This window comes from Burkholderia stabilis (genome assembly GCF_001742165.1).
Classification (GTDB): domain Bacteria; phylum Pseudomonadota; class Gammaproteobacteria; order Burkholderiales; family Burkholderiaceae; genus Burkholderia; species Burkholderia stabilis.
In genome coordinates this window covers 3,467,209-3,480,809 of the sequence record NZ_CP016442.1, presented here as the reverse complement: position 1 = coordinate 3,480,809, position 13,601 = coordinate 3,467,209, and the positions used below count along the sequence as shown (strand labels likewise).

General features: G+C 67.5%; 12 protein-coding genes. 8 read left to right on the top strand and 4 right to left on the bottom strand.

Annotation, left to right across the window (positions count from 1 at the left end):
- Positions 1-211 precede the first annotated feature (211 nt).
- Complete coding sequence (gene icd, locus BBJ41_RS16180; protein WP_006478026.1) at positions 212-1,468, bottom strand: NADP-dependent isocitrate dehydrogenase; 1,257 nt, start codon at positions 1,466-1,468, stop codon at positions 212-214.
- A 269-nt stretch (positions 1,469-1,737) separates the two neighbouring features.
- Here icd and BBJ41_RS16175 point away from each other — a divergent pair, with 269 nt between their 5' ends.
- From BBJ41_RS16175 to BBJ41_RS16160, 5 genes are all read left to right on the top strand, one after another.
- Positions 1,738-2,316: a pseudouridine synthase gene (locus BBJ41_RS16175; RefSeq protein ID WP_069747243.1), complete on the top strand. Its 579-nt coding sequence runs from the start codon at positions 1,738-1,740 to the stop codon at positions 2,314-2,316.
- A 280-nt stretch (positions 2,317-2,596) separates the two neighbouring features.
- The gene (locus BBJ41_RS39170; RefSeq protein ID WP_083281883.1) at positions 2,597-2,803 is read left to right on the top strand and encodes a hypothetical protein; all 207 of its coding nucleotides are present in this window, start codon (positions 2,597-2,599) and stop codon (positions 2,801-2,803) included.
- A gap of 160 nt (positions 2,804-2,963) precedes the next feature.
- Positions 2,964-3,464 (top strand): DUF192 domain-containing protein, encoded by a 501-nt coding sequence (locus BBJ41_RS16170; protein WP_069747242.1) that lies wholly within the window; start codon positions 2,964-2,966, stop codon positions 3,462-3,464.
- A 216-nt stretch (positions 3,465-3,680) separates the two neighbouring features.
- Positions 3,681-5,786 carry an elongation factor G gene (fusA, locus tag BBJ41_RS16165; RefSeq protein WP_069747241.1) on the top strand — a complete coding sequence of 702 codons (2,106 nt, stop codon included), beginning with the start codon at positions 3,681-3,683 and terminating at the stop codon, positions 5,784-5,786.
- A 166-nt stretch (positions 5,787-5,952) separates the two neighbouring features.
- Complete coding sequence (locus BBJ41_RS16160; protein ID WP_069747240.1) at positions 5,953-6,963, top strand: HoxN/HupN/NixA family nickel/cobalt transporter; 1,011 nt, start codon at positions 5,953-5,955, stop codon at positions 6,961-6,963.
- A 46-nt stretch (positions 6,964-7,009) separates the two neighbouring features.
- Here the strand turns inward: BBJ41_RS16160 and BBJ41_RS16155 are convergent, their stop codons facing one another.
- A complete protein-coding gene (locus BBJ41_RS16155; protein ID WP_069747239.1) occupies positions 7,010-7,855 on the bottom strand; it encodes an aldo/keto reductase in 846 nt (281 codons plus the stop codon).
- A gap of 167 nt (positions 7,856-8,022) precedes the next feature.
- Between BBJ41_RS16155 and BBJ41_RS16150 the strand changes: the two genes are divergently transcribed.
- Positions 8,023-8,769, top strand: coding sequence for a GntR family transcriptional regulator (locus BBJ41_RS16150; RefSeq protein ID WP_069747238.1), 747 nt, complete (start codon positions 8,023-8,025; stop codon positions 8,767-8,769).
- A 33-nt stretch (positions 8,770-8,802) separates the two neighbouring features.
- Here the strand turns inward: BBJ41_RS16150 and BBJ41_RS16145 are convergent, their stop codons facing one another.
- On the bottom strand, positions 8,803-10,194 hold the full coding sequence (locus tag BBJ41_RS16145; RefSeq protein WP_069747237.1) for a CoA transferase: 1,392 nt from the start codon (positions 10,192-10,194) through the stop codon (positions 8,803-8,805).
- Between the two features lie 140 nt (positions 10,195-10,334).
- Between BBJ41_RS16145 and BBJ41_RS16140 the strand changes: the two genes are divergently transcribed.
- Positions 10,335-11,567: a citrate/2-methylcitrate synthase gene (locus BBJ41_RS16140; protein WP_069747236.1), complete on the top strand. Its 1,233-nt coding sequence runs from the start codon at positions 10,335-10,337 to the stop codon at positions 11,565-11,567.
- Here BBJ41_RS16140 and BBJ41_RS16135 read toward each other — a convergent pair.
- Positions 11,540-11,863: a DUF2917 domain-containing protein gene (locus BBJ41_RS16135; RefSeq protein ID WP_069747235.1), complete on the bottom strand. Its 324-nt coding sequence runs from the start codon at positions 11,861-11,863 to the stop codon at positions 11,540-11,542. The two genes, BBJ41_RS16140 and BBJ41_RS16135, sit on opposite strands and share 28 nt — an antisense overlap.
- 191 nt (positions 11,864-12,054) lie before the next feature.
- Here BBJ41_RS16135 and mdtD point away from each other — a divergent pair, with 191 nt between their 5' ends.
- Complete coding sequence (mdtD, locus tag BBJ41_RS16130; protein ID WP_069747234.1) at positions 12,055-13,491, top strand: multidrug transporter subunit MdtD; 1,437 nt, start codon at positions 12,055-12,057, stop codon at positions 13,489-13,491.
- The last annotated feature ends 110 nt before the right edge of the window (positions 13,492-13,601 follow it).

Here is a 13,601-nt window from a genome sequence, read left to right as displayed (position 1 = left end):
GTCGGTCGCGAAAGGGGGCGCCGGCTCAGCCGGGCGGTGGTGTTGCGAGGGCCGTCATGTTCTACCTTGCAGGGCATCCGGGCCGCATCGCGGCGCCGCGGCCCGCATGCCGGACCGCCCTGCCAACAAACCTGCCATCCACGAAACGCCCCGGCGCCGGCAGTAGGCGCCGGGGCGGCCGGAAACGCGCCGGCCCACCCCGGAAGGGGTCTTACATATTCTCGATCAGCACTTCGCCGAAGCCCGAGCACGACACCTGCGTCGCGCCTTCCATCAGGCGCGCGAAGTCGTACGTGACGCGCTTCTGCAGGATCGACTTCTCCATCGCGGCGATGATCGTGTCGGCCGCTTCCGTCCAGCCGAGATGGCGCAGCATCATTTCCGCCGACAGGATCTCGGAACCCGGGTTCACGTAATCCTTGCCCGCGTACTTCGGCGCCGTGCCGTGCGTGGCCTCGAACATCGCGACCGAATCCGACAGGTTCGCGCCCGGTGCGATCCCGATGCCGCCGACCTGCGCGGCCAGTGCGTCGGAGATGTAGTCGCCGTTCAGGTTCAGCGTCGCGATCACGTCGTATTCGGCCGGGCGCAGCAGGATCTGCTGCAGGAACGCATCGGCGATCGAATCCTTGATGACGATCTCGTTGCCCGTCTTCGGGTTCTTCACGCGCATCCACGGGCCGCCGTCGATCAGCTCGCCGCCGAATTCCTTCTGCGCCAGCGCGTAGCCGGCGTCACGGAACAGGCCTTCCGTGAACTTCATGATGTTGCCCTTGTGCACCAGCGTGACCGACTTGCGATCGTTGTCGATCGCGTACTGGATCGCCTTGCGCACGAGACGCTCGGTGCCTTCGGTCGACACGGGCTTGACGCCGATCCCCGAGGTTTCCGGGAAGCGGATCTTCTTCACGCCCATCTCGTCCTGCAGGAACTTGATGACCTTCTTCGCCTGCTCGGAGCCCGCGGCCCATTCGATGCCCGCGTAGATATCTTCCGAGTTCTCGCGGAAGATCACCATGTCGATCTTTTGCGGCTCGCGCACCGGCGACGGCACGCCCTTGAAGTACTGGACCGGGCGCAGACACACGTACAGGTCGAGTTCCTGGCGCAGCGCGACGTTCAGCGAACGGATGCCGCCGCCGACCGGGGTCGTGAGCGGCCCCTTGATCGACACCACGTATTCCTTCAGCACCTGCAGCGTTTCGTCCGGGAGCCACACGTCCGGACCGTACACCTTCGTCGCCTTCTCGCCCGCGAAGATCTCCATCCAGTGGATCTTGCGCTTGCCCTTGTAGGCATGCGCGACCGCCGCGTCGACGACCTTGATCATGACCGGCGTGATATCGAAGCCAGTACCGTCGCCTTCGATATAGGGAATGATCGGCTGATCGGAAACGTTGAGCGAGAAGTCCTTGTTGACGGTGATCTTGTCACCGCCCTCCGGAACCTTGATGTGCTGATACGGCATGATCGACTCCAGTGACGTGGCTGAGCAGGTGATGCTGGTCGAAGCTGGCGCGCGGCGGGGCGGCCTTGCCACCCCGTGACGGCAACAGCGAGCCGCTATTCTAGCGCCCCAACCGGGCACTTCGGCATGAACCGCGGCACTGCGTATCAAGACCCCACTTATGTCTTATATAAGACAGAGGACTTGCCGTTCCGTATTATGCATTAAGATTCCGCCATTTGCCATAGACCGCCCGCCCCGCTTCCTGCGGCGCCGGTGGACGCCCCGCCATGAACCTGATCGCCCTCAACAAGCCGTTCGGCACGATTTGCCAGTTTTCCGCGCACGAGACGCGGCCGTCTCTCGGCGACTGGGTAAAAACGCCCGGCGTCTATGCGGCCGGCCGGCTGGACGCGGACAGCGAGGGGCTGCTGCTGCTCACCGACGACGGCGCGCTGCAGGCGCGCATCGCGGAGCCGCGCCACAAGCTCGTCAAGCGCTACTGGGCGCAGGTGGACGGCGCGCCCGGCCCGGCCGACCTGAAGGCGCTCGCACGCGGCGTCGATCTCGGCGACTACGTGACGCGCCCGTGCCGCGCCGAATTCATCGAGCCGCCCGACGCGCTGTGGCCGCGCAACCCGCCGATCCGCTACCGCGCCGCGATCCCGACGACGTGGATCGAGCTCGCGATCACCGAAGGCAAGAACCGGCAGGTGCGTCGGATGACGGCGGCCGTCGGCTTTCCGACCTTGCGCCTCGTACGCGTCGGTATCGGCGCGCTCGATATATTCGCGCTCGGCATTGCACCGGGAGAAACAATCGCGCTGCCGCCGCGCGCGCCGTGGGAGGGTTTCGCGCGCGCCGAATGACCGCGCCGGCCCATGCGATTTTTTTGTCATCTTTTTCGTCAACCGCCTGCGAAGATCGCGCGTTAAATCACGCAGATGCCAACCTGAGCTATCCGGCATTGGCAGCCGAACCCGTGTTTGCGTCACAAAAGCGACGTTTTATTCGAATACGATTCGGCGCCCGCAGCGCAAAGAGAAATTTCTTGGAGCGTCTGTCAACCGAAAGGTGGATGGCACCGTTAGACGTCATGACTCCTATGCCGGGTCATTTGGTTAATTAACTAAAGCTGAGGAACACAACATGAACAAACTGATCGCTGCTCTGGTCGCTGGTCTCTTCGCAACGGCTGCTTTCGCACAAGCTTCGGCTCCGGAAGCTGCTCCGGCAGAAGCCGCTTCGGCACCGGCGAAGAAGGCAACGCACAAGAAGCACCACGCTGCCAAGAAGCACGCTTCGAAGAAGGCTGCTGCTAGCGCCGCTGAAGCTCCGGCAGCTGCTTCGAACTAAGCAAGCTTGCTGTAATAACGCAGTCAAGAACACGCAGTTTTGCCGTTCTTACGGCGTTGAAAGGCAGATCACCGCAAGGCGATCTGCCTTTTTCTTTTTTGTGCCCGCCTGCGCGCATCGCGTACCATGCGGGTCTCGTTTTCCAGATAGGAGCCTTGCTGTGCAATTCTCCCTGCGCTCGTCGCTCGGCCGCCTTGCGCGCGCCGCCGTGTTTCCCGCCGCGCTCGCCGTCCTCGCGCTCGGCATGCAGGCCGCCAGCGCGCAGATGCCGCCCGGCGCCAAGCAGCCGAGCGAGTTCCCGCGCGTGAAGCTGCGCGCCGGCATGTACGTGATCGACGCGGCCGTCGCCGCGAACGACGCCGACCGCGAACAGGGGCTGATGTACCGTTCGCAGCTCGCACCGAACGAAGGCATGCTGTTCGTGTTCAACGAGAATGCCGTGCACTGCTTCTGGATGAAGAACACGCTGATCCCGCTGTCGATCGCGTTCATCCGCGCGGACGGCACGATCACCGACATCGACGAGATGAAGGCCGAGACGACCGACAACCACTGCCCGCGCAACAACGGCGTCTATGCGCTCGAAATGAGCAAGGGCTGGTTCGCGGCGAAGGGCATCAAGCCCGGCATGAAGCTCGACGGCCTGCCGAAGGCCCAGTAACGGCCATTGCCGCGGCCTTGCGCCGCGCACCGACCGAAGCCGGCCGCCCGTTCGCGCCGGCTTTTTTTTCGCCCGCCGCCGGCACCCGCCTTGATTCGACCGGCGCCGGCCGCATCTGCAAAAGCCACGCGCAAGCGCTATGCTTTAAGTCTCGCTTGTTCCAGTCCGGGCCGGCCCAGCCGTCCCGCTTAAGATCCGAACCACCAGGAGGTTCACGTGCCCCGCAAAACCCCCATCGAGCGCTATCGCAATATCGGGATCAGCGCTCACATCGATGCCGGCAAGACCACGACGACCGAGCGCATCCTGTTTTACACCGGTGTGAGCCACAAGATCGGTGAAGTGCACGACGGCGCGGCCACGATGGACTGGATGGAGCAGGAGCAGGAACGCGGCATCACGATCACGTCGGCGGCGACCACGGCCTTCTGGAAAGGCATGGCCGGCAACTATCCGGAACACCGCATCAACATCATCGACACGCCCGGGCACGTCGACTTCACGATCGAAGTCGAACGCTCGATGCGCGTGCTCGACGGCGCGTGCATGGTCTACGACTCGGTCGGCGGCGTGCAGCCGCAGTCCGAAACCGTGTGGCGCCAGGCGAACAAGTACAAGGTGCCGCGCATCGCGTTCGTCAACAAGATGGACCGCGTCGGCGCCGATTTCTTCCGCGTGCAGCGGCAGATCGGCGACCGCCTGAAGGGCGTCGCCGTGCCGATCCAGATCCCGATCGGCGCGGAAGATCATTTCCAGGGCGTCGTCGATCTCGTGAAGATGAAGGCGATCGTCTGGGACGACGAAAGCCAGGGCGTGAAGTTCACGTACGAGGACATCCCGGCGAATCTCGTCGAGCTCGCGCACGAGTGGCGCGAGAAGATGGTCGAGGCCGCGGCGGAAGCGAGCGAGGAACTGCTCGAGAAGTACCTGCACGACCATGAATCGCTGACCGAGGACGAGATCAAGGCCGCGCTGCGCCAGCGCACGATCGCCAACGAGATCGTGCCGATGCTGTGCGGCAGCGCGTTCAAGAACAAGGGCGTGCAGGCGATGCTCGACGCGGTGATCGACTACCTGCCGTCGCCGGCCGACGTGCCCGCGATTCTCGGCCACGACCTGCACGACAAGGAAGCGGAGCGTCATCCGAACGACGAAGATCCGTTCTCGTCGCTCGCGTTCAAGATCATGACCGACCCGTTCGTCGGCCAGTTGATCTTCTTCCGCGTGTATTCGGGTGTGGTCGAATCCGGCGACACGGTGCTCAACGCGACGAAGGACAAGAAGGAACGGCTCGGCCGGATCCTGCAGATGCACGCGAACGAGCGCAAGGAAATCAAGGAAGTGCGCGCGGGCGACATCGCGGCGGCCGTCGGCCTGAAGGAAGCGACCACCGGCGACACGCTGTGCGATCCGGCGCATCCGATCGTGCTCGAGCGGATGATTTTCCCCGAGCCGGTGATTTCGCAGGCCGTCGAGCCGAAGACGAAGGCCGACCAGGAAAAGATGGGGCTGGCGCTGAACCGTCTGGCCCAGGAAGATCCGTCGTTCCGCGTGCAGACCGACGAAGAGTCCGGTCAGACGATCATTTCGGGGATGGGTGAGCTCCACCTCGAAATCCTGGTCGACCGGATGAAGCGCGAGTTCGGCGTGGAGGCGACCGTCGGCAAGCCGCAGGTCGCGTATCGCGAAACGGTGCGCACGAAGGCGGCGGACGTCGAGGGCAAGTTCGTCAAGCAATCGGGCGGCCGCGGCCAGTATGGTCATGCGGTGATCACGCTCGAGCCGAACCCCGGCAAGGGCTACGAATTCGTCGACGCGATCAAGGGCGGCGTGATCCCGCGCGAATACATTCCGTCGGTCGACAAGGGGATCCAGGAAACGCTGAAGAGCGGCGTGCTGGCGGGTTATCCGGTCGTCGACGTGAAGGTCACGCTGACGTTCGGTTCGTACCACGACGTCGACTCGAACGAAAACGCGTTCCGGATGGCCGGCTCGATGGCGTTCAAGGAAGCGATGCGCCGTGCGAAGCCCGTGCTGCTCGAGCCGATGATGGCGGTCGAAGTCGAAACGCCCGAGGATTTCATGGGCAACGTGATGGGCGACCTGTCGAGCCGGCGCGGCATCGTGCAGGGGATGGACGACATCGCGGGCGGCGGCGGCAAGCTGGTGCGCGCCGAGGTTCCGCTCGCCGAAATGTTCGGCTATTCGACGTCGCTGCGCTCGGCCACGCAAGGTCGCGCGACGTACACGATGGAGTTCAAGCACTACGCTGAAACGCCGGCGAACGTGTCGGAAGGCGTGATCAGCGCGAAGGCGAAGTAAGCGCGCAAGCGCCGCGCGATCCGCGCTGTCGCATGCAAGGCCCGTCCGGTTCCGGACGGGCCTTTTTTCATCCGGCGCGCTTCGCGTGCAGCTTTTTTGATCGGCACGCCAGGCGTTTTTTTCGCGTGCCACAATGCCTCGCGATTCGTCAGATGGAACCCGCCCGATGCCGCCCACCCCTGCCCTGCGCCGCCTGCTGACCCTCTATGCCGGCCTGATCGCCGCGAACGTCGCCGTCTGGTTGTGGGCGCTCGCGGTGCTGCGCGATCACCCGCTGCTGCTCGGCACCGCGGCGATCGCGTACGGGCTCGGGTTGCGTCATGCGGTCGACGCCGATCACATCGCCGCGATCGACGTCGCGACGCGCAAGCTGATGCAGGAAGGCCAGCGCCCGGTGAGCGTCGGGCTGTTCTTCTCGCTCGGCCATTCGACGATCGTGATCGCCGCGACGCTCGGCATCGCGCTGACCGCGTTCGCGCTACGCGACCGGTTCGATGCGTTCCGCGAGATCGGCGGCACGATCGGCACCGCGGTGTCCGCCACCTTCCTGCTCGTGCTCGCGTGCGTGAACCTGGTGATCCTGCGCGACGTCTGGCGGCGCTATCGCGGCACGCCGGCGCACGCGCACGACGCCGCGCATGCGCACCGCCCGGCCGGACTCGTGTCGCGGCTGCTGCGCCCGCTGTTCCGCTTCGTGTCGAAGAGCTGGCACATGTATCCGGTCGGCGTGCTGTTCGGGCTCGGCTTCGATACCGCGACCGAAATCGGCCTGCTCGCGATTGCCGCCGCGCAGGCGAGCCAGGGCCTGCCGATCTATACCGTCATGCTGTTTCCCGCGCTGTTCACGGCCGGCATGACGCTGATCGATTCGACCGACAACGTGCTGATGATTCATGCGTACGGGTGGGCGATGGACGACCCGCAGCGCAAGCTGCTCTACAACGCGAGCATCACGTTCGTGTCGGCGGCCGTCGCGCTCGCGATCGGCGGGATCGAGGCTGCCGGCCTGCTCGCCGACAAGCTGTCGCTGACGGGCCCCGTGCGCGACGCGCTCGATGCGCTCGGCGAACGCTTCGGCTCGATCGGCTACGGGATCGTCGCGCTGTTTCTCGTCTGCTGGATCGCGTCGATCCTGTTCCACCGCTGGCAGCGCGCGGCCGACGCGCCGGCGCGCTGATCCGCGCGTAGCGTCGCGCGTCGCAGCGCGACGGACGGCGCACCGTTCAGAGCATTTCGAGCGCGCGCTTGCTGCGCGGCGGGCGGAAGTACGCGTCGAGCTGCGCGTGCTCGTCGTCGGTCAGTACGAGATCGAGCGCCGCGCGATTGTCGCGCACGTGTTCGATTCTCGACGCCTTCGGGATCGCGAACACGCCCGGCCGCGCGAGCACCCACGCCAGCGCGACGCGCATCACCGACACACCGCGCTGCCGCGCGATCTCGTCGAGCGGCGAGCGCTTCGGCAGCCGCCCGTGATCGACCGGGCTGTACGCCATCGCCGGCATCCGGTGTTCGGTGAGCCACGGCAGCAGGTCGAATTCCGCGCCGCGCCGCGCGATGTTGTAGAGGATCTGGTTGGTTGCGCACGCGCCGCCGCCCGCCTCGTCGACGAGCTCGGCCATGTCGGCCGTATCGAAGTTGCTGACGCCCCAGTGGCGGATCTTGCCCGCGCGCCGCAGCGCCTCGAAGCCCTCGACCGTCTCCTCGAGCGGCACCGAGCCGCGCCAGTGCAGCAGGTACAGGTCGAGGCGATCGGTGCGCAGGCGCTTGAGACTCGCGTCGCATGCGGCGACGACGCCGCGCCGGCTCGCATGGTGCGGATAAACCTTGCTGACGAGGAACACGTCGTCGCGCAGGCCCTGCAGCGCTTCGCCGACGAGTGCTTCGGTCGCGCCTTCGCCATACATCTCGGCCGTATCGACCAGCGTCATCCCGAGCGCGACGCCCTCGCGCAGCGCGGCGATCTCGTCCGCGCGGCGGGCCGCCCGCTCGCCCATTTCCCAGGTGCCCAGGCCAAGCTTCGGAATCGTCTCGCCGTCAGGCAGGACGACCGTCGCGATCGTGTCTGTCATGCGTTCCTCGTTGCGGATTCATGGCCGCGCGGCGCGCGCCCAAGCATGGAATACGTCGCATCAGTGTAGTCAATCGGCGCGCAGGCAGCCTATTGCATGGCAAAAACCGGCTATAACGGCGCCGCGTGATGACTTAGAATGGCCGCAACCTGATCGATACCCATTCCATGAAGGCACCCACGGACGACCGCTGGCAGGACTTGCGCCCCGACCCCGACAACGACACGCCGCTCTACCTGCAGCTCGCCCGCAAGCTCGGCGACGCGATCCACGACAACCGCTGGACGGCTGGCGAGGCGCTGCCGTCGGAGCGCGTGCTGTCCGACGCGCTCGGCGTGTCGCGCATCACCGCGCGCAAGGCGATCGCGCTGCTCGTCGAGCAAGGGCTGATCCGCCGCACGCAGGGCGCGGGCAACTTCATTCAGCCGCGCTACGAGGACCCGCTGTCGCGGCTGTCGAGCTTCAGCGAAATGCTCGAGCGCCGCGGCTTCAAGCCGAGCTCGCAATGGATCGCGCGCGAGATCCAGCCTGCCAACCGCGACGAAGTGATCCAGCTCGGGCTGTCGCCGGCCGCATCGGTCACGCGCCTGAAGCGGCTGCGCCTCGCGGACGGCATCGTGATGGCCGTCGAGAACTCGACGTTCCCCGCGACGCTGATTCCCGATCCGCAGGCGATCGGCGGTTCGCTGTACAGCTATCTCGAAGCGCGCGGCACGCCGATCGTGCGCGCGCTACAGCATTTCCGCGCGGTCAACGCGACCGACGAGATCGCCGAACAGATGGGCATCGCGCCGCACGACGCGCTGCTGCTGATCACGCGGATCGGCTATACGTCGGACCAGCGCGCGATCGAACTCACCGATACCTACTGCCGCAACGACTACTACGACTTCGTCGTCGAGCTGCGCAAGTAACGCGGCAAGTCACGCACGCCGCACCGCCGGCGCTCACAGCCAGCGCGCCTCGTCGGTGCCGAGCGGCGCGGGCGGCCGCGCGAACGACGGCGGCGTCGCCGACAACCGCTCGGCCGGACGCACGGCGTCGATCGCGCCGAACGGCGACACCGTGCGGTCGATCCGGTCGCGCACGTCGGCGGGCGCGAGATCGGGCGCGCGCAAACCGTCCGGCACCGCACCGAACGACTGCAGCCAGCGCCCCGTCTGCGCGAGCGACAGCCGCACGTGCCAGCTTCCCCCTTCACGCGCGCGCCGCGCGAGCGCGATCATCGCGCCGAACGCCGCGAGATAACCCGTTGCATGATCGAGCGCCTGGCACGGCAGATGGCGCGGCCCGTCCGCGTGCGCGGCCTGCTGCTCCTGCCACGCGATCCCGCTCGCCGACTGCACGAGACTGTCGAAGCCGCGCCGCTTCGCCCACGGCCCCGCATGCCCGTACGCGGACACCGACACGCAGACGATGCCAGGCCGCAGCTCCGCCAGCGCCTGTGGCGCGAAACCGCGCGCCGCGAGTGCGCCGGGCCGGTACGACTGCAGGAACACATCCGCATCGCGCGCGAGCGTACGCAGCGTATCGATGCCCGCCGCGTCGCGCAGGTCGATCCACGTCGAACGCTTGCCGCGCCCGTTGTCGATCACGAGCGGCGCGATGTTCGGCAAATGCGGGCCGTTGACGAGCAGCGTCTGCGCGCCATGCGACGCCAGCGTGCGGCCCGCGACCGGCCCCGCGATGATGCGCGTGAGATCGAGCACGCGCACGCCGGAGAGCGGCTGACTCGCTTCGCCGCGGCCGATCGGCTCGACCGGCGCGTCGCCGATCCGCTCGATCTCGAACAGCGGCAGCGATGCAATCGCGCGCGCCTGTTCGTGTGCCGCCCATTCGTCAGGCATTCTGATCAATGCCGCGCACAGGCCGGCCTCGGCCAGCGCGGTATCGAGCGCCGCGCCGTCCCACGTGCGGATCGCCGCGGCGACATCGGCCGGCTGCGCGCCGCACCCGAGCACGTCGAGGATCCCGTGCAGGTGATGCGGAAAGTTCGCGTGCAGCTGAATCCAGCGGCCGTCGCCCGTCTCGAAGAAACCCGTCACCGGATGACGCAGCTCCGGCGGCGGGCCGTCGTCCACGCGCAGGTAGCGTTCGCTGCGAAACGCGACGAGCGCATCGCGCACCGATACGTCGACTGTCTGTGCCCTGCCCGTGCGAAGCCGGTCGCATTCGGCCGCCGCGAGGCCGGCTGCCGCGATCGTCGCCGCGGCGAGCGTGCCGACATGCAACGTCGACGGCAGCGTCGGGTCCTGCCCGGTCACGGTCGCGCGGGCCAGCGCGTCGGCGTCGCCGTCGGCGAGTTGCCACACATGCATCAATGCGAGTTCGGGTGTCATGGTGAAGTGGGTGCGGTAGAGGAGACGGAATCGAGTCTAGAATTCGCGACAGGCACGATCAATCTTGATTGCGCGAATCAATACATAACGAATAGTTGTAGCGGGGCCGCGCTTCATGCACCCCGCCAGGAGCGATCGGCATGACATCCCTCAGCGCGCAGGAAGCCGCCGGCGTCCTCGGTGTTAGCGTGAGCACGCTTTATGCGTACGTGAGCCGCGGCCTGCTGCGCTCGCTGCCCGACGGCGCGAGCAAGCGCCGCCGCTACGACGCGGACGAAGTGCGCTTGCTCGCCCGCCGCCGCGCCGACGCGAAACGCGCGGGCGGTGTCGCCGAACGCTCGCTCGACTGGGGCGTGCCGGTGCTCGAATCGCGGATCACGCAGATCGCCGGCGGCCGCCTGCGCTACCGCGGCGCCGATGCGATCGCGCTGGCCGACGCCGCGACGCTCGAAGAGACGGCCGCAAAACTCTGGGACTGTCCGCCCGCGCGGCTTGCCGCCGCGTCGCTCGCGTCGACCGGTTTCGACGCCGCGCAATGGAACGAATGGGCGCAGCGCTGGGCGCATCTCGCGCCGCTCGAGCGCACGCTGGTGCTGCTGCCTGCCGCAGCCGCGTCGCTGCCGCGCCTTTGGGCGCAGGGGCGCGACGCGCAGCTCGACTCGGCCGCGCTGCTGTTGCGCGTCGCGACGGCCGGGCTCGCCGGCGTCGGGCCGGGCGATGCGCCCGTGCACCGGCAGCTCGCGGCCACGTGGCGCGTGCGGCGGCGCGACGAAGCGGACCTGCTGCGCCGCGCGCTCGTGCTGTGCGCCGATCACGAACTGAATCCTTCGACTTTCGCGGTGCGCTGCATCGCGTCGACCGGCACCCACCTGTTCGGCGCGATCGCGGGCGGGCTCGCGGCGCTGTCGGGCCCGCGTCACGGCGGCGAGACGTTCCGCGCGGGCACGCTGCTCGACGAAGCAGCCCGCGCCGCCGATCTCGATCGCTACCTGGCATTGCGGCTCGCGCACGACGAACGCGCGGACGGCGGCCGCACGGCGCTATCCGGCTTCGGGCACCCGCTCTACCCCGACGGCGACCCGCGCGCGAAGGCTCTGCTCGACGCGCTGCACGCGGCGTCGCCCGACCGGCCGGCGCTGCACGCGGCTCATGCGCTCATCGTACGCGTCGAAGCGGCGACGGGCCTGCGGCCGGCGATCGATTTCGCGCTCGCGGTGCTGGAGCGCGCGCTCGCGCTGCCGGACGGCGCGGCGTTCACACTGTTCGCGGCCGGCCGTACGGCCGGCTGGATCGCGCATGCGCTCGAACAGCATGCGGACGGGAAGCTGATCCGGCCCCGCGCACGCTACGTCGGCAGCGACGCGGCCGTGTGACGCCGGCCGTCGCGCCACGCGACGAGCAGCTGCCACCACGCGTGCGCGGCACGCGCGGCCGGCGCCGCGAGCGGACCGAACGTGAAAATCGAGCCGTCCGATCCCGCGCTGACCCACGCGCGCGTGCCGGGCAGAAGCGTCAACGAATCGCCGGCGCCGAGCCAGTGATCGTCGGCCTGTCCCTCGACGGTCACCCAGACGTTGCCTTCGGCCACCTCGAGGACGGTGCGATCGACGATGCGCCACCGCCCGGCCGGCTCGTTGCCGTCCATCAAATAGAGTCGCAGTTCGCGCATGGCAGCCTCCTGGTCACACGGGTTCGATGTCACCAGTATTTCGGACAGTGACAGCACAGGGACAGATACGCCTGCAGACACTTTTGACCGAACTGTACTGGTCAGTGGACGGAGACGGACTGCGCGCCGAACCTGCACCGCGTGGCGGCTTTCCCTACAATGTCGGCTGTCCCGCGCCACCGCCCGCCTTCATGTTCCAACGCCCGCCCGCCGCCGCTCCCGGCGAAAAGAATCTCACCGTGATGCTCTGGCTCGTCGCGACGGGCTTTTTCATGCAGACGCTCGATTCCACGATCGTCAACACGGCGCTGCCGTCGATGGCCGCGAGCCTCGGCGAATCGCCGCTGCGGATGCAGTCGGTCGTGATCGCGTACTCGCTGACGATGGCGGTGATGATCCCGGTGTCCGGCTGGCTCGCGGATACGTTCGGCACGCGGCGCGTCTTCTTCAGCGCGATCCTGGTGTTCTCGCTCGGCTCGCTGCTGTGCGCGAACGCGCATACGCTGACGCAGCTCGTCGTGTTCCGCATCGTGCAGGGGGTCGGCGGCGCGATGCTGCTGCCGGTCGGGCGGCTCGCGGTGCTGCGCACCTTCCCGGCCGAACGCTACCTGTCCGCGCTGTCGTTCGTCGCGATTCCCGGCCTGATCGGCCCGCTGATCGGGCCGACGCTCGGCGGCTGGCTCGTGAAGATCGCGTCGTGGCACTGGATCTTCCTGATCAACGTGCCGGTCGGCGTCGCGGGCTGCGTCGCGACCTTCTACTCGATGCCCGACTCGCGCAATCCGGCAGTCGGCCGCTTCGACCTGAAGGGCTATCTGCTGCTGACGATCGGCATGATCGCGATCTCGCTGTCGCTCGACGGGCTCGCCGATCTCGGCATGCAGCACGCCGCCGTGCTGGTGCTGCTGATCCTGAGCCTCGCGTGCTTCGTCGCGTACGGGCTGTATGCGGTGCGCGCGCCGCAGCCGATCTTCTCGCTCGAACTGTTCAGGATCCACACGTTCAGCGTCGGGCTGCTCGGCAACCTGTTCGCGCGGATCGGCAGCGGCGCGATGCCGTACCTGATCCCACTGCTGCTGCAGGTGAGCCTCGGCTACTCGGCGTTCGAGGCCGGGCTGATGATGCTGCCGGTGGCGGCGGCCGGGATGTTCTCGAAGCGGATCATCACGCGCCTGATCACGCGGCACGGCTACCGCAAGGTGCTGCTCGCGAACACGATCATGGTCGGCGTGATGATGGCGAGCTTCGCGCTGATGCACGACACGGTGCCCGTCTGGGTGAAGGTCGTGCATCTCGCGCTGTTCGGCGGCTTCAACTCGATGCAGTTCACCGCGATGAACACGCTGACGCTGAAGGATCTCGGCACGGGCGGCGCGAGCAGCGGCAACAGCCTGTTCTCGCTCGTGCAGATGCTGTCGATGAGCCTCGGCGTGACGGTCGCCGGCGCGCTGCTCGCGACGTTCACCGGCATGCTGCGCACCGTGACGCCGAGCAACACGCTGCCCGCGTTCCATGCGACGTTCATCTGCGTCGGGATCATCACGGCCGCGTCCGCGTGGATCTTCGCGCAGCTCGCGCCCGAGATTCGCAGCACCGCGCGCAAGACCGACCCGTCCGAGCGCGCGTGATGCGCGGGGCGCGCCATTTCGCGCCCCGCCCCGGCACGACACGCACCATTGCGGTGCAGCGCGGCCCCGTCGTGCGCGTGCCGTGCGCCGCGTACGAGCCGCGACGGGCC

Excerpts from the sequence above, each read along its gene's own strand:
- BBJ41_RS16150 (WP_069747238.1), top strand. The coding sequence starts at position 8,023 with ATGAAGGCACCCACGGACGACCGCTGGCAGGACTTGCGCCCCGACCCC.
- icd (WP_006478026.1), bottom strand. The coding sequence starts at position 1,468 with ATGCCGTATCAGCACATCAAGGTTCCGGAGGGCGGTGACAAGATCACC.
- BBJ41_RS16155 (WP_069747239.1), bottom strand. The coding sequence starts at position 7,855 with ATGACAGACACGATCGCGACGGTCGTCCTGCCTGACGGCGAGACGATT.
- BBJ41_RS16175 (WP_069747243.1), top strand. The coding sequence starts at position 1,738 with ATGAACCTGATCGCCCTCAACAAGCCGTTCGGCACGATTTGCCAGTTT.
- BBJ41_RS39170 (WP_083281883.1), top strand. The coding sequence starts at position 2,597 with ATGAACAAACTGATCGCTGCTCTGGTCGCTGGTCTCTTCGCAACGGCT.
- BBJ41_RS16160 (WP_069747240.1), top strand. The coding sequence starts at position 5,953 with ATGCCGCCCACCCCTGCCCTGCGCCGCCTGCTGACCCTCTATGCCGGC.
- mdtD (WP_069747234.1), top strand. The coding sequence starts at position 12,055 with ATGTTCCAACGCCCGCCCGCCGCCGCTCCCGGCGAAAAGAATCTCACC.
- BBJ41_RS16145 (WP_069747237.1), bottom strand. The coding sequence starts at position 10,194 with ATGACACCCGAACTCGCATTGATGCATGTGTGGCAACTCGCCGACGGC.
- BBJ41_RS16140 (WP_069747236.1), top strand. The coding sequence starts at position 10,335 with ATGACATCCCTCAGCGCGCAGGAAGCCGCCGGCGTCCTCGGTGTTAGC.
- BBJ41_RS16135 (WP_069747235.1), bottom strand. The coding sequence starts at position 11,863 with ATGCGCGAACTGCGACTCTATTTGATGGACGGCAACGAGCCGGCCGGG.